25 protein-coding genes and 1 tRNA gene are annotated in these 24430 nt (G+C 62.4%); 14 read left to right on the forward strand and 12 right to left on the reverse strand.

The window, feature by feature from the left end:
* Positions 1-17 precede the first annotated feature (17 nt).
* On the forward strand, positions 18-809 hold the full coding sequence (locus DM992_RS02765) for an MBL fold metallo-hydrolase (RefSeq protein ID WP_111015549.1): 792 nt from the start codon (positions 18-20) through the stop codon (positions 807-809).
* Between the two features lie 85 nt (positions 810-894).
* Positions 895-1899 carry a carbon-nitrogen hydrolase family protein gene (locus DM992_RS02770; RefSeq protein ID WP_111015550.1) on the forward strand — a complete coding sequence of 335 codons (1005 nt, stop codon included), beginning with the start codon at positions 895-897 and terminating at the stop codon, positions 1897-1899.
* Between the two features lie 299 nt (positions 1900-2198).
* Here the strand turns inward: DM992_RS02770 and DM992_RS02775 are convergent, their stop codons facing one another.
* Both DM992_RS02775 and DM992_RS02780 read right to left on the reverse strand, forming a co-directional pair.
* Positions 2199-3119 carry a proline dehydrogenase family protein gene (locus tag DM992_RS02775; RefSeq protein ID WP_111015551.1) on the reverse strand — a complete coding sequence of 307 codons (921 nt, stop codon included), beginning with the start codon at positions 3117-3119 and terminating at the stop codon, positions 2199-2201.
* Positions 3120-3794: 675 nt separating this feature from the next.
* Positions 3795-4463 (reverse strand): hypothetical protein, encoded by a 669-nt coding sequence (locus DM992_RS02780; RefSeq protein ID WP_162631574.1) that lies wholly within the window; start codon positions 4461-4463, stop codon positions 3795-3797.
* Positions 4464-4987: 524 nt separating this feature from the next.
* On the opposite strand from DM992_RS02780, the gene DM992_RS41445 reads away from it, so the two are divergent.
* The 7 genes from DM992_RS41445 (at position 4988) to DM992_RS02810 (ending at position 11726) form a co-directional block, all read left to right on the forward strand.
* Positions 4988-5452, forward strand: a complete 465-nt coding sequence (locus DM992_RS41445) for a hypothetical protein (protein ID WP_162631575.1) — start codon at positions 4988-4990, stop codon at positions 5450-5452.
* Complete coding sequence (locus tag DM992_RS02785) at positions 5453-6775, forward strand: metallophosphoesterase (RefSeq protein ID WP_111015553.1); 1323 nt, start codon at positions 5453-5455, stop codon at positions 6773-6775.
* The gene (locus tag DM992_RS02790) at positions 6775-7860 is read left to right on the forward strand and encodes a GTPase-associated system all-helical protein GASH (protein WP_111015554.1); all 1086 of its coding nucleotides are present in this window, start codon (positions 6775-6777) and stop codon (positions 7858-7860) included. Before DM992_RS02785 ends, DM992_RS02790 begins: the two co-directional genes overlap by 1 nt.
* A gap of 194 nt (positions 7861-8054) precedes the next feature.
* The gene (locus DM992_RS41450; RefSeq protein ID WP_162631576.1) at positions 8055-8888 is read left to right on the forward strand and encodes a hypothetical protein; all 834 of its coding nucleotides are present in this window, start codon (positions 8055-8057) and stop codon (positions 8886-8888) included.
* On the forward strand, positions 8885-9793 hold the full coding sequence (locus tag DM992_RS02800; protein ID WP_111015556.1) for a hypothetical protein: 909 nt from the start codon (positions 8885-8887) through the stop codon (positions 9791-9793). Before DM992_RS41450 ends, DM992_RS02800 begins: the two co-directional genes overlap by 4 nt.
* Positions 9794-10293: 500 nt before the next feature.
* Positions 10294-10899 carry a hypothetical protein gene (locus tag DM992_RS02805; RefSeq protein ID WP_111015557.1) on the forward strand — a complete coding sequence of 202 codons (606 nt, stop codon included), beginning with the start codon at positions 10294-10296 and terminating at the stop codon, positions 10897-10899.
* 101 nt (positions 10900-11000) lie between these two features.
* On the forward strand, positions 11001-11726 hold the full coding sequence (locus tag DM992_RS02810; RefSeq protein ID WP_162631577.1) for a hypothetical protein: 726 nt from the start codon (positions 11001-11003) through the stop codon (positions 11724-11726).
* 593 nt (positions 11727-12319) lie between these two features.
* Here DM992_RS02810 and DM992_RS02815 read toward each other — a convergent pair.
* The 5 genes from DM992_RS02815 to DM992_RS02835 all read right to left on the reverse strand — a co-directional run bounded on the left by DM992_RS02815 (position 12320) and on the right by DM992_RS02835 (position 14778).
* Positions 12320-12395, reverse strand: a tRNA-Ala gene (locus DM992_RS02815).
* 66 nt (positions 12396-12461) lie between these two features.
* Positions 12462-12824, reverse strand: a complete 363-nt coding sequence (locus tag DM992_RS02820; RefSeq protein WP_111015559.1) for a c-type cytochrome — start codon at positions 12822-12824, stop codon at positions 12462-12464.
* Entirely contained in the window at positions 12821-13621 is an 801-nt protein-coding gene (locus DM992_RS02825; protein ID WP_111015560.1) for a BON domain-containing protein, read from the reverse strand. Before DM992_RS02825 ends, DM992_RS02820 begins: the two co-directional genes overlap by 4 nt.
* 17 nt (positions 13622-13638) lie before the next feature.
* Entirely contained in the window at positions 13639-14223 is a 585-nt protein-coding gene (locus DM992_RS02830) for an SIS domain-containing protein (RefSeq protein ID WP_111015561.1), read from the reverse strand.
* Between the two features lie 126 nt (positions 14224-14349).
* Complete coding sequence (locus DM992_RS02835) at positions 14350-14778, reverse strand: YraN family protein (RefSeq protein WP_204356108.1); 429 nt, start codon at positions 14776-14778, stop codon at positions 14350-14352.
* A 46-nt stretch (positions 14779-14824) separates the two neighbouring features.
* On the opposite strand from DM992_RS02835, the gene rsmI reads away from it, so the two are divergent.
* The gene (rsmI, locus tag DM992_RS02840) at positions 14825-15703 is read left to right on the forward strand and encodes a 16S rRNA (cytidine(1402)-2'-O)-methyltransferase (protein ID WP_111015563.1); all 879 of its coding nucleotides are present in this window, start codon (positions 14825-14827) and stop codon (positions 15701-15703) included.
* Positions 15704-15782: 79 nt separating this feature from the next.
* Here rsmI and DM992_RS02845 read toward each other — a convergent pair whose 3' ends face one another.
* Positions 15783-16394, reverse strand: coding sequence for a septal ring lytic transglycosylase RlpA family protein (locus DM992_RS02845; RefSeq protein ID WP_111015564.1), 612 nt, complete (start codon positions 16392-16394; stop codon positions 15783-15785).
* A 655-nt stretch (positions 16395-17049) separates the two neighbouring features.
* On the opposite strand from DM992_RS02845, the gene DM992_RS02850 reads away from it, so the two are divergent.
* From DM992_RS02850 to DM992_RS02860, 3 genes are all read left to right on the forward strand, one after another.
* Positions 17050-17694 (forward strand): MBL fold metallo-hydrolase, encoded by a 645-nt coding sequence (locus DM992_RS02850; RefSeq protein WP_111015565.1) that lies wholly within the window; start codon positions 17050-17052, stop codon positions 17692-17694.
* Entirely contained in the window at positions 17691-18350 is a 660-nt protein-coding gene (locus DM992_RS02855) for an exonuclease (RefSeq protein WP_034183926.1), read from the forward strand. The genes DM992_RS02850 and DM992_RS02855 overlap by 4 nt, the downstream gene beginning before the upstream one ends.
* Positions 18351-18429: 79 nt before the next feature.
* Positions 18430-18900: an Lrp/AsnC family transcriptional regulator gene (locus DM992_RS02860; protein WP_006477376.1), complete on the forward strand. Its 471-nt coding sequence runs from the start codon at positions 18430-18432 to the stop codon at positions 18898-18900.
* 42 nt (positions 18901-18942) lie between these two features.
* On the opposite strand, the gene DM992_RS02865 is transcribed toward DM992_RS02860, so the two are convergent.
* The 3 genes from DM992_RS02865 to DM992_RS02875 form a co-directional block, all read right to left on the reverse strand.
* On the reverse strand, positions 18943-20100 hold the full coding sequence (locus DM992_RS02865; RefSeq protein WP_111015566.1) for a cation diffusion facilitator family transporter: 1158 nt from the start codon (positions 20098-20100) through the stop codon (positions 18943-18945).
* A 241-nt stretch (positions 20101-20341) separates the two neighbouring features.
* On the reverse strand, positions 20342-20635 hold the full coding sequence (locus DM992_RS02870; protein ID WP_034183924.1) for an H-NS histone family protein: 294 nt from the start codon (positions 20633-20635) through the stop codon (positions 20342-20344).
* Positions 20636-20989: 354 nt separating this feature from the next.
* The gene (locus DM992_RS02875; RefSeq protein ID WP_111017774.1) at positions 20990-21649 is read right to left on the reverse strand and encodes a pyridoxamine 5'-phosphate oxidase family protein; all 660 of its coding nucleotides are present in this window, start codon (positions 21647-21649) and stop codon (positions 20990-20992) included.
* Positions 21650-21910: 261 nt separating this feature from the next.
* Between DM992_RS02875 and DM992_RS02880 the strand changes: the two genes are divergently transcribed.
* Positions 21911-23128: an MFS transporter gene (locus DM992_RS02880; protein ID WP_111015567.1), complete on the forward strand. Its 1218-nt coding sequence runs from the start codon at positions 21911-21913 to the stop codon at positions 23126-23128.
* An 85-nt stretch (positions 23129-23213) separates the two neighbouring features.
* On the opposite strand, the gene DM992_RS02885 is transcribed toward DM992_RS02880, so the two are convergent.
* The gene (locus DM992_RS02885) at positions 23214-24356 is read right to left on the reverse strand and encodes a branched-chain amino acid ABC transporter substrate-binding protein (RefSeq protein WP_034183922.1); all 1143 of its coding nucleotides are present in this window, start codon (positions 24354-24356) and stop codon (positions 23214-23216) included.
* Positions 24357-24430: the final 74 nt, after the last annotated feature.

The following is a 24430-nucleotide window of genomic DNA, read 5'->3' on the forward strand; positions in this document are numbered from 1 at the left end:
CCGACAGGAAGCACATCATGAATAAACCTACCATCATTACGGTTCCAATCCTGCCGTTCGGCATGGTCCACTCCCACCTCGTCATCGGTGCAACGGGCTGTGTTCTCGTGGACACGGGCACGCCGGGCTCAGAAGACAAGATTGAGCGCGTCCTGAAGAAGCACGGTCGAAGCTTTCGCGATGTCACCTTGATCGTGGTCACTCATGCACACACGGACCATGCCGGTTCGGCTGCGCGACTGCGCGAACTGACGGGCGCGCCAATCCTTGCTCATGCCGGAGACCTCGACTACTACGAGCGGCGCAAGGAAATGACATATTGCGTGACGCACTGGTGGGGGCCTCTCTTTTTGCGCTCCGGCGTGCCCGGCGAGCCGTACTTGCCGTTCACACCGGACATCCTGCTTCAGGACGACGCCACCATCGATCTAGGCGGTTATGGAATCGAAGGCGTGGCAAGGCACACGCCAGGCCACACAGCTGGCTCCGTGTCAGTTGAACTGGGCAGTGGAGACGCGTTGGTCGGCGACCTCATCGCCTCGGGTGTCTTTCTCGGCGGATTGATACGTAAGGGGCGCGCCATGCGCCCGCCGTTCGAGGATGACCCGCAAGCTGTAAGTGGGGAATTGATGGGCATGGTGGAGGCCGGCATGCAACGCTTTCACATGGGTCACGGTGGTCCGCTGGCCGCCAAAGAAGTGCGTCGGCACGCTCTCTCACTGCGTAACCTGAAGCCCGGGCGCAAATATGGGATGCAGGCCATCGGGTGTGCCTGCTCTGAGCCCAAGCTAGCTGAGCCGGTCAAATAAAGCATGGCGCGCGGTTCAGGCGTGTTCTTCCCGCAGAATCAATTGAAGTCGGCTCGGCTTCGCCAACTTTCAGGAATCGATTGCCATGCCTCTGGTTCATCCGAAATATAAAGTCGCTGTTGTTCAGGCTGCTCCAGTCTGGCTCGATCTTGACGCCGGCATCGACAAGACCATTGAGCTGATCAACGAGGCCGCCCGCAACGGTGCCAGCCTGATCTCCTTCCCGGAAACCTGGTTACCTGGCTATCCATGGCATATCTGGATGGGCGCGCACGCATGGCAGTTAAGCCGGGGCTTCGTACAGCGGTACTTCGACAACTCGCTGGACTACGACAGCCCGGAGGCTTCCCGGCTCAGCACCGCTGTCCGGCAGGCCGGGATCACCGCCGTCGTCGGCGTTTCTGAGCGAAGCGGCAGTAGCCTTTATATGGGTCAGTGGATTATCGGCGCCGACGGCAGGACCATCGCTGCGCGCCGCAAGCTGCGTCCCACTCACGTCGAGCGCGCCGTGTTCGGCGAGGGCGATGGTTCGGATCTGGCAGTGCATCAGGTTGAGGGTCTGGGAAGGATAGGCGCGTTGTGCTGCTGGGAGCATTTGCAGCCACTGTCAAAATACGCAATGTATGCGCAGAATGAACAGGTGCACGTCGCAGCGTGGCCAAGCTTTTCTAACTATGAGCCTTTTGCCCCTGCGCTCGGAAGCAAAGTCAACAATGCCGCAAGCAGAATCTATGCGGTGGAGGGGTCGTGCTTTGTGCTGGCACCTTGCGCTGTCGTGTCCAAAGCGATGATTGACGAGTTGTGTGACACACCCGAAAAGCGTGACTTGAACCACGTTGGTGGTGGTCATGCTGTCATCTTCGGGCCTGACGGAAGCGCGCTGGTTCCGAAGCTGCCCGAGGACAGTGAAGGTATCCTGTACGCGGACATTGATCTTGCCACCATTGTCATGGCCAAGAACGCTGCCGATCCTGCCGGCCACTACTCCCGCCCCGATGTCACCCGGCTTTTGATCAATAAGACCCGCATGCGACGAGTAGACGCTTTCGCGCTGCCTATCGACAGGTCCGAGGATGACGGTGTGGCGTAAAGGGAAGATGTGTAGGCACACAGATGTACCTTCGCCGCGCGAAACGCAACGACCTGCGGCCCCTGACGACAACGAAAGTGGAGCGAGCGACTCTTAGGTGAGAGAAGCCGGACATTCACATGTTTGAGCGAATCGCTCGCCGAACGGCGGCCCCTGGCCGGACTCGGCCGGCCGCAGCCCCGGCAGGCAGCGACTGGCTCAACCCGACCCTCACCGGACAGCCGGTCTCCTCGAAAGCAGTCGTTCGAACCGGGACCAACGATCTGGTCGGTCCCGATCCTCGGGGCGTGCTGTAACTGCTAGCGAGTCCGATCGCGACGTATCATCGCCGACAGGATATATCCGGCGATTCGTGGATTCTCCTTGATTCGCCGAGTGCTGTAGCCATACCAGTCATGCCCGTAAGGCACATAGACCCGCACATTAAATCCTTGCGCAAGCAAAGCGTCGCGCAGCGATTCGCACACACCCAGTAACATCTGGAATTCAAATCGTGACCTGTCGATTTGCTCGCGTTGCAGCCAGTGGGTCAGAGCATCGATCAATTGTGCATCGTGCGTTGCAATGCCGACGAATGATCCCGCCTGGATAGCGGTCGAAACGTGCCGAACAAAGTGTGAGTTGATCGCGACCCGATCCATCGATGCGCCCTCGACAAGATGCTCCTTCGCCTCCGCGTAAATCCCCTTGCAAATACGCATGCGACTCTTACGTGCCTGCAATGGAACTATGTCATCGTTTGTGCGCGTCAAATACGCTTGTAGTGCGATTCCGACTGAATGCCCGTCGGATTCGAGCTTCGAGAACGCGTCGAGCGTTTTCTGGGTGCAACTGATGTCTTCCATGTCGATGCACGCGCTGATCCCCTTCGATGCTGCCGCTCGCAGAATCACCGAGACTCGCGCCATGCAAGCGTCTTCGTCGAGATGCAACCCCAGCGCGGTCAACTTTATCGACAGCTCGGCGGGTTCATTTTGCGCGCCGAGCGCCTGGATGAGACTGAGATAGTCGCGAGTCATCGACTCTGCCTGATCCGATGTCGACGCGGTTTCGCCCAACACATCGACGGTTGTTCTGAAGCCTGCTGCGTGGAGCGCGTGGATGCGCGTGCGGGCATCGCAAAGCGTTTCGCCGGCGATATAGCGGCGGGAGATCTTGCGGATCAGTGAACGGGGAACGAGCGGGATGGCGTGAGCCGCCATCGTATTGAAAATACGCATGTTGTGGTCTCTTGAAAATGCAGTCGCACGAATCTGGACGTGACAAGTCGATTCGAGCGACATCCCCAGACTGTTGTCGACAACAGTCCGGAACGAACGCCAAGGCGGATGCAATCACTGCATCGACGCAGGCTTTCAGTGCGTTTTCGAGGGAGGCCAGGCAGCTGCGTACATTGTTCGAGTGGACTCGGTACGGGGGGAGGTTAGAGCCTGCTTTCACTACGTCAGTCAGGCTTCGCAGATCGTAGCACGAACGAGCCGCGCGGCATCGGGATTGTGATTGTTAGCGATTGGCGCAAAGGTGGCGAACGGCCGGTTGTGGCCGAACGCGGCCGGGCGCCGCCCTGCGACGCACGACCGGCGCAGATCGACCCTCAGCGGAAATCGGGCGCATCGAACAAGTAGCTGAAAAACGGTCATTCGCAGCGTCGTCACAACCACTCGAGCCGGATTCGCCTCGTGCGAACTGCCGAGACAACGGATACACCGGTCGCCAGCGCCAGCGCGAGTGAAACGGCTAGGGGCGGCTTGGGGAGCCACAGCGCGTATTCTGCGTTACCCTCGGGTGCGAAACCGCCTAACGTGACTGCCAAAACTCCGGTCACCCTGGCGACTAGCAATGGCCGTGCGGGCAAGCTCATTGTCCGCGAACGCATCGAGCGTAGCGTCATCGCTCTAAAGCGCATCGACCTCGTACAGCGTGTACTCGCCGTCCGAATGAATTCCTCGCAGCGTGAACTGCACATTCTTTGCAAGTAAGACTTCCTTCTCATGGCCAAGCGTCTGCCCCTTGTATCCAAAGACGATCGCTTGAGTAGTTGACCCGCTCGCTATCCGCACGACCCAGACATCTTTTGGCGTGTGATAGCTGGAGTGCGTAGCGGCGACTTGCGCGCAAAGGCTCGTCGAGAACACCTCTGACCTGGTGAACCCTGTCAATGGCCTACCCGTACTGTCGCGAGGATATTCGCCTCCGTGAAAGAGCACTTGGCCCGGGTGGAGTGGTCGGCCGTAGGTGGCCATCTCAGTGTCAACTCTTGCCGCGTCGTAGTGCGGGTACGAGTTTCTGTACTCGTAAATCGCTGGGATGTCTTGCAAACGCGGCATCTCAGCCCGGGCCGCCTTGAACGACCGCAGCGCGCTGAGCTTTGCTTCTATCAAACTGGGCAACAGGTTGTTGTGCAGATTCACTGCACGATGTGCATGATTCAAGGGATCGTGAATCACGAAACCGACCTCCACAGCCGGCAGTAGCGGCAACATCTCCGTACTGTCGCGAACTGCGGCGAATCTATCGAAGGGTTCGTAGACCAAGGGGTAAATGTCAACGAGAGGAAGCGTCATCGGAGTCATCCTTGATTGTTTAAGTCTGCGGGCTTGCGAGTTTGCTTTGTGCCGGCGGTGGCCCGTTCAGAAGGCCCTTTGCCTGAGACAACGAGAGCCAATGGCGAAAACCGACATCACTTTTGTCAAAAGACAAACCGTTCCCAGTGACGACTTCGTGTCGCGAAAGGGCCGATCTGCGGCTCGAATCGTCGATGGTCTAATCGACTTCGTCGCCGCACGCGCTCCGCCAATGAAGATCGGCAACGTCCCCGCGCATGGTACCCGAGACGGAAGGCGTCCTTCGCTCGTATGCCGACTCGCATCAAATGATGCATGGACTGCTGCCTGTCGCGCACACTCGGACTCTGACGGACGGGCCCGTCGCGCTGCGGCCTTCCTGGATAAGCCACAAAAAACCAGCCGTTTTGCTATCCTGCCAGACGGCGACTTCTGCGTTCCCACTGACTAGTGTTGCCATGCTGTTCGCGCCTGCGCGGCGCGTAACCGCAGGCAAGATGATTCAAACCACTTAAGAGACAGACATGTTCGCAGTTTCAGAGAATCATCGAAACCACATGCTCAAACAGCCGGTTTCGTATCGCCTCGGTCAGAACTGGACCGAAGACCATCGACTCGCGCTTTTGATGCTCGCAAGCAGCTTACCGGATGCCGCGACCGTTAGTGACCTGCCAACCGCAACTGACGCGAAAACGGCGTTAGACGGCGGACATCGATCCGACACCTTCGGGCATTTCAAATCGATTCGAGCAGCGTTGTTAGATGCGAACGATTCACTTCTTGACCAGCCGTTGTTCGATTCTGTCGGCGAATTGGCACCCAGAGAGAGGCTGACGCGGGTGCAAACTCACTGCACGAACTGCCAGGAGGCGCTAATTTTTGCGGCAAAATCATGGCGTGACGTAAAAGAACGGTCACGCGTTTGCAAACAAGGCCACGTGTATTTTACGGGTACCTACAGCTTTATCGACGGCAACGGAGCCCGCTAGATGCTCTTTCTCCATATCTCCGACATCCACTTCAAGCAAGTCGAGGTAGGCCAGCCAGACGATCCCAATCTGGCCTTACGAAACGACCTGATTCGCGATGTCAAAGCGATGCGGGAACGCATTGGACGTCCTGCCGATGGAGTGTTGATAACGGGGGACATCGCGTTCGCAGGAAAGGCCGCCGAGTACGACTTCGCCTACCAATGGTTAGAAGACGAACTCTGTCCCGCAGGCGGCTGCGCGATCGACAGCGTCTTCGTCGTGCCTGGCAATCACGACGTCGATCGGAGCGTGGAGACTGGACCGGCTTTCATGGCCGCGCGCAAGCAACTCCGCGAGATTGGAGCAAAGGACGCCGACAGTGAGATAAGAAAGTGGTTGCGAGACCGCATCTCGGCCGACGTCATCTTCGGCCCCATCGAAAACTATAATCGGTTCGCGGCAAAATTTTTGTGCGCGCTGCGCCCGTACATCGAGACCGAGGCCGAGCGGCAGCAAGCGGGAGTGACGAGCCGTCCATTCGCTAGTAGAGATCTGCCGCTCGATGATGGCTCGAAACTTAGATTATGGGGTTTCAATACCGTACTGATATCGAACGAGGACGATCGCGAAGGGCGGATGCTGATCGACCCGGCTGCGGCTCAAATCCCGGTCGAAGATGGCGTGACACACCTTGTGATGTGCCATCATCCGTTGGGATGGCTGAAGAACAGACAGGCCTTTGAAGACCGTGTGAACAGCGTGGCAAAAATCCATCTCTTCGGACACGAGCATACGCGTCGTGTGGAGGAGCATAAGCGCTATGTGCGGGTACGAGCTGGCGCGCTGCAGCCAGACCGCGACGACGCTGACTGGAAACCTGGTTATAACTGGATCGATGTCTCGGTCGACACGGACGGACCAAAGCGCTTCCTCAAGGTAAGGCTTTGGGTAAGAATGCACGAAGTGTCGCAGTTTCAGGCCATTCACGATCCGGACGACCGCGAAATTTGGGAGAGTCGATTTGACCTGCCGGCGTGGGCGCCGGTGGCGACAGCATCCACTCCAACGCAACTCGAAACCGTATCAATGCCGGAGGGACCGATGACTACGGATGGCGCGTCGCCCGTCACGGTCCGGAGCGTGACGATCAAGTTCTTTAAGCTTAAGGAACACGAACAACGGCGCGTTATTGCAAATCTCGAACTCGACCGAGAGGATGACAGGAACCTTAAGGACTATGAGGTGGCGATCAACGCCGTCCGTCGCAGTCAAGAAAATGGGAAGCTGCAACTATTGAACGACTTGGTCGACGAGATGTTGGCCGGGCAGGGGGGATCGTGATGGGCAAAAAGGAATTCAAGTTTCTGGAAGAGTACAGATCCGCCGCGCCGAGCGAGACACGCGAGGTTGTGGAGGCTCGTCGCAGCGCTCACGAGAGCCTGTTCGCGCTCGTCAAACAAATGGACAAGGTCTATGACCTCTGTCGCATTGCATTCGCTCTGCCATTTGACAAGGAGACTGTGTCGGAATGGTTCGAGAAGACTGTCAAAGCCGCGGATATCCACTTCTCTCTCGCCATCGACAAGGCAGAAGGCGCGCGTATCGCCACACTTGTGCTCCGGGACTTAGCTTGGCGAGCCGGCGTGTCATGTTCGCTCGCGAGTTTAGTGGCATCTTATTGCGGTAGGCGCGAACCGGCAGGCGGTGGCGATCTCTTGAGCGAGGCTCGCGACGCGATAAGCGCTTCGGCTAGCGAGCGCAGGATTGTCCTGGCAGACAAGAAGATAACGATGCCAGCCGCTAAAGACCTCAAAGCGGAGCTCGATGCGGCGCAAACCAATTTCCAGGGGCCGACGGTTCGAGCCGCCTTGGACGCGGTATCAGCTGACCTACGAGACGGCACGACAAAAGTAGCAAATGCGGCAAACGATGCCGCTATAGCGCTGAGAAGTGATGTGACACGTCTCACCGAAGAGGTAGACATGCTCTGGTGGTATATCGGCGATTGGAGCGAGCTCATCGACAGGCCCCGGACGGCTCTCGTCGGACCATTGATCGCCTTGGCCTCGGCGGTCGAACTCGGCGATCTCGTGCGTTCGATACCGGGGCCGTACGGCGCGTATGGCCTGTTGCGGCGGGCGTTGGGCAAGCTTGCGGGCAAGAAGACGTCCTTGAAATCGGCGATCGAAGGAATCGAAGTTGAGGTTCTTGCGCGCCTACGCAAGCCTCTGCCGGAAGGAGCCCGAACGCTCTTTCCGGTGCATGCTGCAATCAATCTTGCGGTCGAACGCGGAACTGCGCATTGGAGTGAAGCCCTCGAAGGATTGTTGGGAACCATTCCCGCCGACGAGGTAACCCTCTACGAACTGGCGGTGCATACGTTCCGCGAACGCTTGCTGATCGGATACGGTGGGCTCGGGAAATGAACGCCGTCACAAGCCCGTGCTCGATCCAGGATTGTCCAGTTCAGTCAATCGGCAAATGCAAGCTAGGTAACGACCCGGTTGAGAGTTGTCCCCACTATGGACGGAATGAGCCTGAGCCTGAGGCCGAATTCCGTGCCGACGACCCCGCACCTCTCGTGACAAGCGCCCCGGTATCCATTGTTTCAGGGGATGTAATGCACCTAGATGAGGTGGTTGCATTCTCCCGGCAACGCCCGATCCGCACGGTCGCACTTGTAGGAGAGCACAAAGCGGGCAAGACGACCCTGTTGTCTGCTATCTACGAGATGTATTGCAAGGGGCCGTTCGCCGGCGCAACTTTCGCCGGTAGCCGCACTTTGGTCGGCTTCGCAAAACGGCATCATCTGGCTCTTCTGAGTTCGCAGAGGACGACTCCCACCGTTCCTCGTACGAGCCGAAATGATCCCCCGTCATTTTTTCATTTAGCATTGGCAGTAAGTCCAGGCAACATCGTCAATCTCGTGATGTCCGACCGCTCAGGAGAGGCCTACAGCTTCGCACGTACCGCGACAGAACTTATCCCGACTCTTTCCGAGCTTGCGCTCGCTCAACGCATCTGCTTTGTTCTGGACGGCGCAAGGCTTGCTTCAATCGAACAACGAACGGCTTATACGCGAAAGTTCAAGCAGATGATTCACGCCTTAAACGACAACGGCGCGTTGGCGCACCGGCCGGTCGTGGAGATTCTTTCGACGAAATTCGACATCACCACGACGCGGACTGACGCGGAGCATCAGCTCAACTATCTGGCAGAGTACGAACGTCAGATTGTGGAGGAGTTTGCGCGCAAGGACTTGGCGGTCGAATGTTTTCGCGTATGCGCGTTGCCGAAGAAGGATCAAGCGGTTGGCTTCGTCGGGCTCGACGAAACCGTGAGGCGGTGGACCGCACCGTTGTCGTTACCAAGCATCCTGCCCGTTGCTCTCCCCACCCTGCCGCGTCAGATTGACCGAATCCTGGCCAAAGCCGAACCCTTGGAGCAGGAATGAACCCGCATCGATACATGGTTTTCGGTTTCCACGGGTCAGGCAAATCCACTTTCGCAGCTGCACTGTGGCATCTGCTCGATAGCAGGGAGTTACAGACCGCCCTGGAGAAGGGTAAGCATTCGGGAGACTTCCGATATCTCGAGGAAATCGCGCAGTCCTGGTCCGAAGGTTGGGAGGTCGAACGGACGAAGAGCGATCAGGTGGAAGATATCGCAATCAACCTCCGACATCCGCAATCGGCAACGGATTTGACACTGGAGTTCACCGACCTCCCGGGCGAGAGGTTCGAAGCCGCATTCGCCAACCGCCTCTGCTCCGCCGAGTTTATCGAACTAGTGAACGATTCGTCCGGCATGCTCCTGTTCGTGAGCGCCGATCGGAACATCGACGGAGTGACAATTCTGGATGCTCTTGGATCGGACGACTCCGACGACGAGGCGGAGGAAGAACCGCCGTCAACCGCGGACAATCCAGCGACGGATGTTGCATCCGGCGAGGATTCGCCGTGGCTTCCAGAACGGACACCCCTCCAGGTCCAGATAGTCGATCTGCTCGAGGCAATGCAGCGACCGCCCTTCGAGACCAGCGCTTCGCGGGTGGCGATCATCGTTTCCGCGTGGGATCTGACCGACGAGGAGTCGGCCGACGACTGGTTAGCGAAGCGGATGCCGCTGCTCCAACAATACCTCGCGAACACGCGGGGGCCTGGTGACGTCCGCGTCTACGGGGTCTCCGCGCAAGGCGGACGCCTATCGAAGAAAGAAAAAGGTCCGGGCCCAGACCGCGCGCGGCTCTTGCAGGTGCAACCGCCGAGCCGCCGCATCAAAATTACTGGTCACGAAGTTGCACCACATGACCTCACATGCCCATTGCTATGGTTGGGCGGCTGGACCACAAAGCTGTGAATATGTCCGAAGGCGAGAAGCTAGATCAGGCTCTGTTTGGTTATTCACGGGGCCACCGTCAAATCGCGGCGTCGGTCCGGCTCCCGCCCGCCGACCTTTACCGGCTGTCTGCGGCAACTGACCTTGCTACAGGAGCTCGGTTGGCACAGGATGAGAGTTACATAACTGGCCTTCCTCTCGAGGAGTCCAAGCGATACGCCCTCATCAGAACGTGGCCTGCTCCGGAACTGTCTCGGCCTGGTTGCGTCTGGAGTCACGTGCTGCTGCTAGACGCACGTGTCCTTGCTTCACGCACGAACCTCCACGATCTGCTCCAATACTTCAGACGTCCGCACGGTGACTTCGACGCTTATGGGATAGCGGCATCGATGAATATGAGGTCGACTACGTCTCCTTCTATCGACGAATCGGAGCTGCAATGTGCAGTCGAAAACTACTATTCTGGACGGCCCACGCTGTTATCCGCGAAGTTGGATCGGAAAACCGTGGAAAGTGTCGTCATGTCGATGTGGTCGCAGCAATGGCCGAGGTTACGTCTGGCGTTCACTTTCCGCACGGCCCGCACCGAGCGCAGGAAAAGCGATGTGATCCAGTACGACGTCCAGATGAACTCGCCCATCGATGCGGAAATGCGAGAGGACGAGATATCGAACTGGGCTCGTGTGGGCGCCAGTGACGCTGCGACGTGCCAGGTGACCGATCTCCGTCGCTTTTTGTGGCGATACGGTCGGGACATCGCTGCCGCGCGAAGCAACTATCGGATGTTGGTCGAGTTGTTTCTGCTCGGACGCGGAGAGCAGAACATTCCCACCGAACATGCGCTGGAAGTCTTTCGGGCACTTCCCGATCTGACCGACGGGGAAATTCTGAAGAAGGACATTCTTGGAATCCCGGCGGCTTCGCCGTCCCTCTCGCCACCGATCTCTCCGGTGGGTCTGCTGGAGGTGGTTGCGAACCAGAACGTGCACCGATTCGTTCCTCCAGACACTGTCGCCCGACGCTTTGAGACTTTGCATCCGGTGGAAATCGGGGAAGTTGCACAATATTTGGATCTGCATTATGACGCGCTGTCCCGTGGGCCGGGGAGCTTGAAAACGTCATCGTGACTCGGGTCGATGCAAGCACGCTGACGCAGAATTTTCCTCGACGCTTCATGATGCAGGTTCTTCGAGCACGGCCCGATCTGGTTAGATGGGACACGGTGTCCATGCTGTCGAACGACGAGATCGTCGAGTTGCTTGACGCTCATCCTGCGCTGCTCACGGAGTACACGCTTGCCGCGACGGTAGTGCGGCGGGACTTGGGGGCTGCCAAGAACAACGAATTGGTCCAGAGAAACCCGCAGCTGTTGTTCGAAGCCGCGCTCGATGCAATTGCAAGCGGCGAAATCAATTTCGTTTGGACGAGCCTTTGGGCCTCGAATGCGGGCGCAGTCTTCGCGACAGGCTGGCCAAGGACTGAACGTTCATGGTCCCGGGTCCAACTCGGCGTTGCCTGCCTGGGATATCCCCGTCATGGCAGTCCACGCGCGGAGGAGTGGGCAACCATTCTCACGTCACTCCCCGATGATCTGCGCGGCGATGACCGTGTGCGACTCCAAGCGTACTTGTTGCGGAATGCGTTGGATGAAGGCTCCGCTGGAACGTGGAAGCTATGCTCAGTAGTGCTTCCCGAATTGCGCACGGCAGTGTTGAAAGGTGCCCTGCCGAGCGATATTTATCGAATGCTGTCGGCCGATCTGCCGACGTTCAACACAGCAGGCAATTGGGATATCAATCGGCGTGTCTTAATCTGTCTATCGTATCTGCGGAGGAGATTCGCTGACACCAATGTCGAAAGCGCGCTCGGCCTATCGGAGTACGATCTGCACGTGCTTTTCGAAGGCGCAGACGATGAGGATGACTCGAAACGTCCGCGCTTCTGGTGGTTCTGACGTTGATCGCGCTCGCCATTAGTTACAACCGTCCTACGGTAGCATGGCCGCGCCCGAAGCACGTGAGTATCTTGCGGGAAAGGGGGGCAGTCCAGCAGGCCGCCGATGCAGCGGCACGGCGTTTCTTCGTTCGTGGCGCTGGTCATGCTGATGCTCCCCGGAGCGAGTGATCGAGGTGCGCGCGGTCACGCCACCGTAGTGGTTGCCACTGAAACCGTAGCGCCGACCATCTTACCAGCGCAGGCGCGCGCATGACCGGTGACGCACCGCTGGCGCTGCCCGCCCTGCCCGGCCCCGCCGGCCAAGGACCCGACGAAAGTGTCGCCGAGAAACGCTGACCCAGCCCTATTTTTAGCTACGCTCCAGCTTGAGTCGACACCCCAAACTCAAACTGAGGTTCGCACACTTGCCTGCGCCATTCGCTGAAGCGCCGCGGCGCCCCGTCTTAGTTGCACCCAAACAACAAAGCCGGCACAAGGCCGGCTTTGTTGTTTGGGAAGCATAACGTTGCACTTTGTCAGGGAAGCATATCTTTGCACTTGGGGCAAAAATATCCTTCCTGTCTCATTGCGACCGAGCCCTTCGAATCCCGTTGGTGGAGCGGAGGAGGATCGAACTCCCGACCTTCGCATTGCGAACGCGACGCTCTCCCAGCTGAGCTACCGCCCCAACAGTCGACCATCATACACATGCATTTCCGCGCTTGGCAATAGGGGTTTCAGTACCCCTGAAGCGTCACTTTGACGGCGCGCCGGCCAGCACCCATTCGACCACCGAACGGACGTCGGCGTCGCTCATGCGCGGGTGCGCGGGCATCGGAATCGCACCCCAGACGCCGGAACCGCCTTCCTTCACCTTCTTCTGCAGCTTCGCCACGGCCTGCGGATCGGACTTGTAACGTGCGGCGATATCCTTGAACGACGGGCCGACCAGCTTGCGGTCGACCGCGTGGCAGCCCATGCATGCGTTGCCGCGCGCTACCTTCAGGCCGTCGCCGACGTCCGCATGCGCGGCGCCCGGCATGCCGGCCGCGAGCGCCACGGCCGCGGCGCCCTGCACCATCCACTGTTTCATCTGCTTCATCTGCACGATCTTCATTGCGGCTGTGCCTTCGGGTTGCCCGGGTGCACGTTCGACGAATTCGAGATCGGCGCGGGCGGCTGCAATGGCGTGGACTGCACCGACGCGTCGGGCACCGCACCGACCGTCGCGGTGTCCGCCGGCGCGGCGGCAGCCTGCGTGCCGGATGCGCCGCTCGCGGGCGACGCGGCCTGCAGCGCCTGCGCGTCCTGCGGCTTGACGTACTGGAACACCTTCACGACCTTCTCGACGCCCGGCACCTGGCTCGCGGCTTCGGCGCCGCGATTGCCTTCGTCGACCGTCACGAGACCCATCAGGTAAAGGTTGCCGCGCTCGCTGACAACCTTGTAGTAGTTCGCCGAAATGCCCTTCGTCGCGATCAGCTCGGACTTCACGCGCCCTTCGAGGTACGAGTCGTTCGCGCGCGACGACAACGACGCCGCCGGCTCGACCGACAGTTCGTTGACGATGCCGTTCACGTTGTTGATGCCGCGCACGATTTCCTCGGCGCGCTGCTTCGACGCATTGTTCGGCACTTCGCCCGTCAGCAGCACGCGGCGGTTGAACACCGTCACGTTCACGTGCGACTGGTCCGGCAGCCCGTTGTTGATCTGCGAAAGCGCCTTGACCTGGATCTCGCGATCTTCCGTCTGCGCACCGAGCGTACGACGATCGGTCGCGATCAGCGCGCCGCCGCCGGCCGCTGCACCCACGACCCCGAGCACACAACCCTGCAGCGACACGGCGAGGCCCGCCGTCAGCGCGGCGAGCAGCGTGGTTCTGACGAGCGTCTGTTTGACGCGGCTTTGATTCATCGACGGCTCTCCTTCGTTCAATCCTCACCCAGCAGCATCGCGTCGATGCCATCGCACAGGCAGTGGATAGTCAGCAGATGGACTTCGTGGATGCGCGCCGCGCGAACGGCGGGCACACTGATCGGAATATCGGTGTCGGACAGCGCGGCCGCGACCGCGTGGCCGTTGCCGCCCGTCAGCGCGACGACGGTCATCTCGCGCTCGTGCGCTTCGTCGATGGCCGCGAGCACACGCGGCGACGCGCCGGTCGGGTCGAGCACCAGCAGGATGTCGCCGGTCTGGCCGAGCACGCGCACCTGCTGCGCGAACAGTTGCCCGGCCGCCGCCGAGCCCGCGAGGCCGGCCTGCGACGCATCGGTGGCCAGCGCGATCGCGGGCAGGCCCGGACGCTCGCGCTCGAAGCCGCCGACGAGCGACACCGCGAGATAGTGTGCGGCGGCGGCCGACGGGCCGTCGCCGCACGCGACGATCTTGTTGCCGTTCGCCAGCGCGGCGAACATCGCGTCGACCGCGGCTGCGATCGGCAACGACAGCGCGTCGGCCGCTTCGGCATGAAGCGCGGCGCTATCGCGAAATTGTTGCTGAATACGTTCGACTGACATCGATTCCTGGTGAACTGGGCGCGTGGCACGCATCGCGCGACATCGTGGGTGCGGCGAGTTTACCGTACTCCAGCACCCTCTCCAGCGGTCCGGCAAGAACTCTTTACATCTCGTCACAGCTCGCGGCTACGCATCGTCGGTACGAAATGCGTCGCGCAGCCACGCGAGCCGCCCGGCCTCGAACGCGACGACGTCGAAACGGCATGCGGCACCGGCACCGTGCCGCGCCCAGAACTGAAGCGCCGCCGCGACCAGGCGCCGCCGCTTGCGCCAGCCGACGCTCGCGGCCGCGCCCCCATGCCGGACGCTGCGCCGCGCGCGCACTTCGACGAACACGAGCACGCCGTCGGGCTCGCGCATCACAAGATCGAGCTCGCCGCCGCGCATCGTCACGTTCGCCGCGACGAACGCGAGGCCGCGGCGTTCGAGAAACTGTCGTGCACGCTGCTCGAATGCCGCGCCGACCGGTTTGGATCGCGCCGCACCGGAAAAGTTGTCGCCCGCGCGCGGCAAACCGCGCCCGCCATCCGGCCGCGCCGGCGCCGCGTGGCACAATGCCGTCCTTGTTCCGCTTGCGCCGCGATTGCGCGCATTGCCTGCCATGACTGCCCTCCTCGAACTCGCGCAAACGCAGCACTACCCGAGCGCCGCGCTCTACGTGGTCGCCACGCCGATCGGCAACACCGCCGACATCACGCTGCGCGCGCTGCACGTGCTCGGCCTCGTCGACCGCATCGCGGCCGAAGACACCCGCAACACGGGCCAGCTGCTCGCCCGCTACGGGATCTCGAAGCCGCTCGTCGCCGTGCACGAGCACAACGAACGCGAAGCCGCGCAGCGCGTGATCGAACTGCTGCGCGCCGGCGAACGCGTGGCCTATGTATCGGACGCCGGCACGCCCGGCATCTCGGACCCCGGCGCGCGGCTCGTCGATGCGGTGCGCGCCGCCGGCTTCGCGGTGATCCCGCTGCCGGGCGCGAGCGCGGCCGTGACCGCGCTGAGCGTGGCCGGCGACTGGGCCGGCGCATTCACGTTCGCGGGCTTCCTGCCGCCGAAGGCCAAACAGCGCGCGACCGCGCTACAGGCGCTGGTGTCGCACCCGTATGCACTGGTGTTCTACGAAGCACCGCACCGGATCGCCGAAACCGTCGCCGCGCTCGCCGACGCATTCGGCCCCGCGCGCCGGCTGCTGATCGCGCGCGAACTCACCAAGCTACACGAGCAACTGTTCCAGGGCACCCTGGCCGAAGGACAGACCTGGCTCGCCGGCGATGCGAACCGGCTGCGCGGCGAATTCGTACTGGTTGTCGAGGGCGCGCCGGCGACGAGCGGCAAAGCCGACGACACCGCGCACGACGCGCTGCTCAGGCTGCTGCTGGAAGAAGTACCGGTGAAGAGCGCGGCCAAGCTCGCGGCCGCGCTGACGGGCGCGTCGCGCAACGCGCTGTATGCGCGCGCGCTCGCGCTGAAGGAAGGCTGACGCGCGACGACGCCGCGCGGAAACGACAAAGGGCTGCCGGAAGGCAGCCCTTTGTGCATGAGCGGACGGATCTGCCGCGTTACTTCGTCGAGACCGACGCGAGCATTTCGTCGCGTGCCTCGCGCGCTTCCTGCGGCGACAGCCCTTCGATCTTCACGCGGCCCGTGCCGGCGTGCACGAGGCCGATCACCTTGGCGGCCGCATACGACAGGTCGAGCACGCGGCCGCGCTTGAACGGCCCGCGATCGTTGACCTTCACGACGACCCACTTGCCGGTCGACGCGTTCGTCACCTTGATGTACGACGACAGCGGCAGCGTGCGGTGCGCGGCGGTAAGCGCATTCATGTTGAACCGCTCGCCGTTCGCGGTGCGGCGGCCGTGGAAATCCCGCCCGTACCAGGACGCGCGCCCCGTCTGGCGGAAGTCGGACACATCCTTGCCGTCGATCGGCTCGGCGTCGGCCAGCGACGGCTTCTTCGCGTCCTTGCTGTCGGCAGCCGGCATCGACGCCAGTGCGGAATCGAAATTCAGTTGCTGCTTGTCGTTGTCCGCCTTCGCGGCAGCGGCCGTCTTGTCGACCGCGTTCTTCTGGTTCGCGCTTCCGGTGGTCTGGCTGGGTGGCACCGCACAGCCCGTCAGCGCAAAAAATAATGCAATGGTCCCGAATCGACTCGGAAATCGTACGTTCATCGACGTGTCGCCTTCTGGTTCGGGCCGCTCCTTCACGACGCTGTTTCACAGCGCACATACGCGGCCCGGACGGCAAATGCGTGCACGCCCCGCTCGAATGCGAGCAGGCGGCTAGCATGGGCGCGGCTTTCGTCTATGCCGCAACCGTCCTGATTAGCTTTCACGTCTGGCGCAACCTGTCCCCAACAGCCTGACCAGACCCCACATGCCGCCATCGAACATGGCTTCACGTTCGCGCGCGTCGATACGACCAACGCACAGGAACGGCGGCACAGGCCTCATCCGGCGGCGCGGCAGCAGGGCCGCAGGCGGGCGCGCAGCACCCGGCCGGACAAGACGTGAGCACCGAATGCTCGGTGCTGGATACACCGCCGGACTCCCCGGCGGCTGATGCTTGACGGTGATTTCGACGCCTCTTTTAACGGGGCCGAAACACCAGCGAATTGCGTGAAATTCACGCGCAATGGGGCGCATTATACATAAATCAAAACGCCATCTCGAAAAGGCGCCCGGCCGGACCATTGATTCTCACTATGGCGGTAACAATCGACATGCTCCGGGATTGCCCGTAGACGCGCGTCGCGCGGTGCGCCGCACGGGCGGCAGGCAGCGCGCGCGACCGGTACAATCGCTCCTTTTAGCCGCCGGTGCCTCCATGAAAGTCACGCTCATTCCGGTCACGCCGTTCCAGCAGAACTGCTCGCTGCTCGTCTGCGAGAAGACGGGCCGCGCCGCCGTCGTCGATCCGGGCGGCGATCTCGACCGGATCGAACAGGAAGTCGCGCGGCAGAACGTGCAGGTCGAAAAGGTGCTGCTCACGCACGGGCACATCGATCACTGCGCGGGCGCGAAAACGCTCGCGACGCATTACGGCGTGCCGATCGAGGGGCCGCAGGAAGAAGAGCGCTTCTGGATCGAGAAGCTGCCGACGCAGAGCGAGCGCTTCGGTTTTCCGGCCGCCGAAGCCTTCGAGCCCGACCGCTGGCTGAACGACGGCGACACCGTGCGGTTCGGCGACGAAACGCTCGAGGTCTATCACTGCCCGGGCCATACGCCGGGCCACGTCGTGTTCTTCAGCCGCGCGCATCGCGTCGCGATCGTCGGCGACGTGCTGTTCGCGGGCTCGATCGGCCGTACCGATTTCCCGCGCGGCAATCACGCGGATCTCGTCCGTTCGATCAAGGAAAAACTGTGGCCGCTCGGCGACGACGTCACGTTCGTTCCGGGCCACGGCCCCGTGTCGACGTTCGGCGACGAGCGCCGCACGAACCCGTTCGTGTCCGACAAGGTGTTCGGATGAACCAGACCGCCATTCAGGAAATCTACGTCAGCACCGACGTCGAGGCCGACGGCCCGATTCCGGGCCCGCACTCGATGCTGAGCTTCGCATCGGCCGCCTATACCGAGGACAAGCAGCTGATCGCGACGTTCTCGGCGAACCTCGAGACGCTGCCGGGCGCACAGGCGCATCCGGTGCAGGAAGCTTGGTGGAAGACGGAGCCCGAAGCGTGGGCTGCGTGCCGGCGCGACCTGCAGGCGCCCGAGGCGGCGCTGGTCGCGTACGTCGACTGGGTCGAGGCGCTGCCCGGCAAGCCCGTGTTCGTCGCGATGCCGGCCGGTTTCGACTTCACGTTCATGTTCTGGTACATGATGCGCTTCGCGGGGCGCTGCCCGTTCTCGTGGTCGGCGCTCGACATCAAGACGCTCGCGTTCGCGATGACGGGCCTGCCGTACCGCAAGGCGATCAAGCCGCGCTTTCCGAAGCACTGGTTCGACGACCATCCGCATACGCACGTCGCGCTCGACGACGCGATCGAGCAAGGCGCGCTGTTCTGCAACATGCTCGCCGACCTGCGCCGGCAGCAGGCAGCGCTCGCGGGCCTCGCCGTGTCGGATACCGATCGGTCGGAAAACGCGGGGACGGGACAAAACCCCACGGATCCGCGAGCAAATTAGCGAATCTCGCTCAACAGCGCCACGCCAGATTGCCTTTCCTTTCCCGGCCCTCTAACATTCAGCGTGTTGTAGCTGCCGCATGGAGGCGCAGGTGACGCTCGATTCCTTTTCGCAAAAAATCCTTCGCCTGTTGCAGCTCGACGCGCGCCGTTCCGTGCAGGAAATCTCCGACCAGGTCGGGCTGTCGAGCACGCCGTGCTGGCGCCGCATCAAGGACATGGAACAGTCGGGCGTGATCCAGCGCTACACGGCGCTGCTCGATCGCGAGAAGCTCGGCCTGCATGTTTGCGCGCTCGCGCACGTGCACCTGACCCGCCACAACGAAGGCGGCGTCGAACAGTTCGAGCGCGAGATCGCGACCTGCCCGGAAGTCACCGAGTGCTACAGCACGACCGGCGAGGCCGATTACATCCTCAAGATCGTCGCGCCCGACATCAAGGCCTACGACGTGTTCCTGCACGAACGCATCTTCAAGATCCCGGCCGTGTCGCAGGTGCGCACGAGCGTCGTGCTGCGCGAAATCAAGTTCGACACGCAACTGCCGCTGTAACGCGCTGGCCCGCATGGACGGCCCGCGCTCGCGGGCATCGCGTCACGCCTGCGCGGGCATCGCGCGCGTGAAGTCGATCCGGCTCGCGCCGAACTCGCGCTTGAGCGCGTCGGCGTCGATCCGGCCGGCCAGCGCCGCATCGGTGCCGCCCGGATCGCTCGCGAGCGTCACGTCGATCTCGAGCCCCGTACTCAGGTAATGCAGGTTGATCTCCGCCGCGCGCAGCCCGCGCTGCGCGAGCGCGGCCTCGAGCCGTGCCGCGATCTCGCCGCGCGGCGGCAGCGCGAGCGCCGGACGGCGCGCCGCGTCGTTCTCGGGGTCGACGTGGATCAGCGCATCGAGCACGCGCGGGTCGGTCAGCACGCGCGCGCGCGCGGTCTCGGCGATGTAATGCCCTTCGGAGACGGAGATCTTCGGGTCAACGAGGATGTGTGCGTCGACGAGCGCGGCATCGCCCATCTTGCGCGTGCGCAGGTCGTGCACGTCGCGCACGCCGGGGGTCGCCACGAGCAGCGCGCGGATCTCGGCCGTGTCGGCCGTGTCGAGCGCGCGGTCGGAGAGGTCCTGCAGCGCGTCATAGCCGAACGTCCAGCCCATGCGCGCAACCATGAAGCCGACGATCGCCGCCGCGATCGGGTCGAGCAGCCGCACGCCGGCCAGGCTGCCGACGATGCCGATCGCGACGACGAGCGACGACGCGGCGTCCGAACGCGCATGCCATGCGTTCGCGACGAGCATCGCCGAGCGCACACGCCGCGCCTCGCGCAGCATGTAGCGAAACAGCGCTTCTTTCGACACGAGCACCGTCAGCGCGACGACCAGTGCGGAAAAATGCACGGCCGGGATGTTTTCGAGATTAACGAGGCGGTCGCCGGCGCGCCAGAGCATGCCGATTCCGACCGCAATCAGGATAGCGCCGAGAAACAGCGACGCGACCGTCTCGTAGCGGCTGTGCCCATAATTGTGGTCGGCGTCCGGCGATGCGCCGCTATGCCGATTCGCAACCAGCACGACGAAATCCGAGATCAAATCGGAAATCGAATGTACACCGTCGGCAATCAACGCCTGCGAATGCGCAATCGTGCCGACGACGATCTGAAATGTTGCCAGCACGACATTCAGTACGATACTGACGAGCGTGCTCTTGCGCGCAACTGCGTGCTTATCTGCGCTTTGCGCGTCGCCGGAAAACGTGGACATGAAATATGAGATATCGGTGTGCGATACGCAATTCTATCAAAAGCGCCCCGCGAGACTCGCCAATATCAACAAATTCCTCATTCAAATCAATCGCTTATGCGAACGTGTCGCATTTTCATTCACGCCGCATTATTACATTTTCATGACAAATTTCCGCACACCGACGAGTGTCCGGAAACAAAAAAGCCGCGCTCCCGAACGGACACGCGGCTCTTTTGAGGCAGACGACTTAAACAGACGTTTAAATCGCAAACTGTTCGCGGTTCTTGCCGGCGATCCAGCGCGGCGGCTTGCCGCGGCCCGACCACGTCGCGCCCGTTTCCGGATCGCGGTATTTCGCGGCCACGCCTGCGCGCGGACGGCCAACCTTACCTGCCTTCGCGCGGTTGAGGCCGAGTTCGGCGAGCGAAAAGCCGTAGTCGGCAATTTTCTGCTTCACGTCATTCAGCACTTCAGCGTATTCACGCGACTTCGCTTCTTCGATTTGCTTCTCCAGCTTCTCCCGCTGGGCCAGCAGGTCCTTGTAAGAAGACATAGTTTCCCTTTCTATCTGACTAATGGCGCCGGTCTGCCGCCAGCTCACCATTCATGAAATATATGTGCCTCGGATTTTCGAAGGCAGAGATTAGCACAAAAAAGATTTGATAGAAGCGAGATTCATGAAAATCCCGAGATCAATTGTAATTCGTCCATGTCGTTTTGACCGGCCGCGGCCTTTTCTCAAATTTTTACGTTCCTACACAGAGATTAGGACATTAGCGATTGCCGATTAAGACTATCAACATACGCAATTACCCTGCATACGAAAAATCAAAGCTTTCATGGGACGACAGGTTTGCAAAAATCGGATGGCGCGACTTGCTATAAACGGACAAACCAATCCGCGACGTCACGCCACATCCCCCGCGCATGCGATCAGCCGGTCGCGCAGCGCGCCGGCATCGGCCGGCGGCGCATCGAACGGCGTGCGTACGCGGCGGCCGTCGCACCGCCAGTCGGCGCCGTGACGATCGACGCCGAGCAGGTCGAGCCCGTCGCGGCGCGCATCGCCGGCATCGTATGCGCTCCACAGCGCCTGTTCCTCGTCGAACCCGAGCGGCGGCAGCGCATCGAGATGCGTGCCGTCGACCCAGCCCATGCGCCCGAAGCCGCCGATATAGCGCAGCCGCTCGATATCGAGCGCCCAGAACGTGAAATCGCCGAGCGCGAGATAACGCGCGGCGTCCGGCTCGTAGCGCAGGTAGCGCGCGGTGACGTGCGGATCGTCGCCGAGCGGCACGAAACGGCCGAGCAGCGTCGCGCGTTCGGCGTTCAGCACGTCGCCGTCGGGCGCGTCGACGACGAGGAAACCCGCGCGCGGATCGGCGGCGAGGTTGCGCGTATGTTCGGCGAGGCCGCTCACGAGAATCACGGGCCGATGGCTTGCATCCGGCACAAACGGGACGACCGTCGGATACGGGAAGCCCTGCGGATCGCGCGCATGGGTGGCAAGCGTGCCGAGCGCGCAGCGGTGCAGCAGATGCAGGGCGAAGGCGGGATCGATGTTCAAGAAGACTCCTGCGGTCGAAGGGCGGCGCTTCGGGCACGCCGCGTGCGCTTCGATGTTACCCGCGGGCGCCGCACGCCGCGTATCGGCCGAACGGCCGACACGGCGCCAGGCACCGGATGGACGGCGCGCTGCCGCGACGTGACCGGATCGCCGGATCATCCACCGAACGGGCAGCGCCCGGCAGGATCGTAAGCGGTTCGATAGAATCGGACGATTCAGACGGACGCCGCGTGCGTCCATGCATCCTTTGACGAGCCTTCCGTGTCCGAATCCGCCTCCCCCGAATCGTCGTCCCCGTTCGCCGCGCCGCCGGACGCGCATCGCGTGCTGTCGCTCCCGGCCCGCCAGCGTGCGCGCACGGCGTCGATGGCGCTGTTCTTCGTCGCCGGCATGATGTACGCGTCGTGGGGCGTGCACGTGCCGACCGTGCGCGACAAGTTCGCGCTGAACCCCGGGCTGCTGTCGATTGCGCTGTTCGCGGTCGCCGGCGGCTCGATCGCCGCGATGCTGACCATCGCGCGCTGGATCGCTCGCGTCGGCTCGCGCACCGCGTGCCTCGCGGGCGGGCTCGTGATGTCCGCGTGCGCGGCGCTGATCCTCGTCGTGCCCGACTACTGGATGCTGCTCGGCGTACTCGCGCTGTTCGGCTTCTCGATGGCGACGCTCGACGTCGCGATGAACGCCGAGGCCAGCGCGGTCGAGATCGCGCTCGGCAAGCCGATCATGTCGTCGCTGCACGGGATGTTCAGCATCGGCGGGATGTCGGGCGCGGCGGCCGGCGGCGCGCTGCTGTCGGCCGGCATGGCGCCGGCCGCGCATCTCGCGCTCGCGGCGGCGGTGAGCGCCGCGGTGCTCGTGGCCGCGAGCCCGGCCGTGCTGCCGCACGTGCCGCACCACGAACACGCGCACGGCGGCGGCAATCGCTGGCGCTCGCCCGCGCTGTGGATGCTCGGCGGCATCGCACTCGTCGCGCTGATCGCCGAAGGCGCGATGTACGACTGGGCGACGGTCTACATGCGCGACGTCGTCGCGGCGAGCCCCGCGCTCGCGAGCGCCGCGTACGCGGCGTTCTCGGGCGGGATGGCCATCGCGCGCTTCGCGGGCGACGCCGTACGCGCCCGCTTCGGCGCGCCGCAGCTCGTGTTCGCGAGCGCGTCGCTCGCGTGCGCGGGGATGATCGGCGCGCTGCTGCTGCCCTATCCGGCCGCCGTGCTGACCGGCTTCACGCTGATGGGCCTCGGCCTCGCGAACATGATGCCCGTGCTGTTCGCGGCCGCCGCGCGCGTGAAAGGCATCCACGCGGCCGAAGGGCTCGCGCATGTGGCCGGGCTTGCGTATTTCGGACTGCTGTTCGGTCCGGTCGTGATCGGCGCGGTCGCGCAGGCCGCGAACCTGACGATCGGCCTGTCGGTCGTCGCGCTGTGCGCGGCGCTCGTCGCAGCCGTCGCGCCGAAGGTGCTCGCGCACCTGAAGATCTGACGGCATCGCGCCCGTCGGCCAAAAAGAAAGCGCGCATGCGTTGCCGCATGCGCGCTTTCGCCCCTACTGTCGACCGCCTGTTGCGTTACATCTTCACTTCGTCGAGCAGCGACTTCTTGCCGCCCTTGTAGTTGTACAGCGAGATCACGCCGTGCTGCAGGTCGCCCTTCGAGTCGAAGGTCGTCGTGCCGATCACGCCCGTGTAGTTCGTCGCCGGCATCGCCGCGAGGATCTTCGCCGGGTCCGCCGAGTTCGCGCGCTTCATCGCGTCGGCGACGATGTACACGGCGTCATACGTGAACGGTGCGTAGATCTGGATCGGCTGGCCGAAGCGCTTCTCGTACTTCGCCTTGAACGCGCCGCCGCCCGGCATCTTCTCGAGCGAAGCACCGGCTTCCGAGCACACGACGTTGTCCGTCGCATCGCCGGCCAGGTCGGCCAGCTTTTCCGTGCACACGCCGTCGCCCGCGAGGATCTTCGCGCGCAGGCCGAGCTGCTTCGCCTGTTTCGCGAACGGGCCGCCGGTGGCGTCCATGCCGCCGTACATGATCGCGTCCGGATTCTCGCCCTTGATCTTGGTCAGAATCGCGCGGAAATCGACCGCCTTGTCGTTCGTCGCGTCGTGCGACATCACCTTCAGGCCGAGCGCCTTCGCCTTCTTCTCGAACTCGTTCGCGAGACCCTGGCCGTATGCGGTCGAATCGTCGACCACCGCCACGCTCTTGATGCCCTTCGAATGCGCGTAGTTCGCGAGTGCCGGGCCCTGCTGCGCATCGGTCGCCACCACGCGGTACGTGGTCTTGAAGCCTTGCTGCGTGTAGGCCGGGTTGGTCGCCGACGGCGAGATCTGCACGATGCCCGCATCGCTGTAGATCTTCGAGGCCGGGATCGACGTGCCCGAGTTCAGGTGGCCGATGACGGCGACGACCTTGTCGTCGACGAGCTTCTGCGCAACCTGCGTGGCCTGCCGCGGGTCGGCCGCGTCATCCTGCGGGTCGAGTTGCAGCGTGATTTTCTGGCCGCCGACCGTGAGACCCTTGGCGTTGATCTCCTCGACTGCGAGACGCGCACCGTTTTCGTTGTCCTTGCCCAGGTGTGCAATGCCGCCCGTCAAGGGCGCGACGTGGCCGATCTTGACGACTTGATCGGCGGCCGCGTTGCTTGCAGCTGCAACGCACAGCATCGCCGCTGCGGTGATCGGCAACAGCTTCTGCATTTTGATATTCATGTAAGTCTCCAGTTTCGGTCCCAATAAAACGCCATCGCCCGGTGCCCCGCTGCCATCCCTGTGTTTGCAATCAC

The sequence above is a fragment of the Burkholderia sp. JP2-270 genome, assembly GCF_003233675.1.
GTDB lineage: Bacteria > Pseudomonadota > Gammaproteobacteria > Burkholderiales > Burkholderiaceae > Burkholderia > Burkholderia pyrrocinia_C.

What these genes read in the sequence shown, in the direction of transcription:
- DM992_RS02765 (WP_111015549.1), top strand. Translation starts at nt 18, where the DNA reads ATGAATAAACCTACCATCATTACGGTTCCAATCCTGCCGTTCGGCATG.
- DM992_RS02770 (WP_111015550.1), top strand. Translation starts at nt 895, where the DNA reads ATGCCTCTGGTTCATCCGAAATATAAAGTCGCTGTTGTTCAGGCTGCT.
- DM992_RS02775 (WP_111015551.1), bottom strand. Translation starts at nt 3,119, where the DNA reads ATGCGTATTTTCAATACGATGGCGGCTCACGCCATCCCGCTCGTTCCC.
- DM992_RS02780 (WP_162631574.1), bottom strand. Translation starts at nt 4,463, where the DNA reads ATGACGCTTCCTCTCGTTGACATTTACCCCTTGGTCTACGAACCCTTC.
- DM992_RS41445 (WP_162631575.1), top strand. Translation starts at nt 4,988, where the DNA reads ATGTTCGCAGTTTCAGAGAATCATCGAAACCACATGCTCAAACAGCCG.
- DM992_RS02785 (WP_111015553.1), top strand. Translation starts at nt 5,453, where the DNA reads ATGCTCTTTCTCCATATCTCCGACATCCACTTCAAGCAAGTCGAGGTA.
- DM992_RS02790 (WP_111015554.1), top strand. Translation starts at nt 6,775, where the DNA reads ATGGGCAAAAAGGAATTCAAGTTTCTGGAAGAGTACAGATCCGCCGCG.
- DM992_RS41450 (WP_162631576.1), top strand. Translation starts at nt 8,055, where the DNA reads ATGCACCTAGATGAGGTGGTTGCATTCTCCCGGCAACGCCCGATCCGC.
- DM992_RS02800 (WP_111015556.1), top strand. Translation starts at nt 8,885, where the DNA reads ATGAACCCGCATCGATACATGGTTTTCGGTTTCCACGGGTCAGGCAAA.
- DM992_RS02805 (WP_111015557.1), top strand. Translation starts at nt 10,294, where the DNA reads ATGTCGATGTGGTCGCAGCAATGGCCGAGGTTACGTCTGGCGTTCACT.
- DM992_RS02810 (WP_162631577.1), top strand. Translation starts at nt 11,001, where the DNA reads ATGCTGTCGAACGACGAGATCGTCGAGTTGCTTGACGCTCATCCTGCG.
- DM992_RS02820 (WP_111015559.1), bottom strand. Translation starts at nt 12,824, where the DNA reads ATGAAGATCGTGCAGATGAAGCAGATGAAACAGTGGATGGTGCAGGGC.
- DM992_RS02825 (WP_111015560.1), bottom strand. Translation starts at nt 13,621, where the DNA reads ATGAATCAAAGCCGCGTCAAACAGACGCTCGTCAGAACCACGCTGCTC.
- DM992_RS02830 (WP_111015561.1), bottom strand. Translation starts at nt 14,223, where the DNA reads ATGTCAGTCGAACGTATTCAGCAACAATTTCGCGATAGCGCCGCGCTT.
- rsmI (WP_111015563.1), top strand. Translation starts at nt 14,825, where the DNA reads ATGACTGCCCTCCTCGAACTCGCGCAAACGCAGCACTACCCGAGCGCC.
- DM992_RS02845 (WP_111015564.1), bottom strand. Translation starts at nt 16,394, where the DNA reads ATGAACGTACGATTTCCGAGTCGATTCGGGACCATTGCATTATTTTTT.
- DM992_RS02850 (WP_111015565.1), top strand. Translation starts at nt 17,050, where the DNA reads ATGAAAGTCACGCTCATTCCGGTCACGCCGTTCCAGCAGAACTGCTCG.
- DM992_RS02855 (WP_034183926.1), top strand. Translation starts at nt 17,691, where the DNA reads ATGAACCAGACCGCCATTCAGGAAATCTACGTCAGCACCGACGTCGAG.
- DM992_RS02860 (WP_006477376.1), top strand. Translation starts at nt 18,430, where the DNA reads ATGGAGGCGCAGGTGACGCTCGATTCCTTTTCGCAAAAAATCCTTCGC.
- DM992_RS02865 (WP_111015566.1), bottom strand. Translation starts at nt 20,100, where the DNA reads ATGTCCACGTTTTCCGGCGACGCGCAAAGCGCAGATAAGCACGCAGTT.
- DM992_RS02870 (WP_034183924.1), bottom strand. Translation starts at nt 20,635, where the DNA reads ATGTCTTCTTACAAGGACCTGCTGGCCCAGCGGGAGAAGCTGGAGAAG.
- DM992_RS02885 (WP_034183922.1), bottom strand. Translation starts at nt 24,356, where the DNA reads ATGAATATCAAAATGCAGAAGCTGTTGCCGATCACCGCAGCGGCGATG.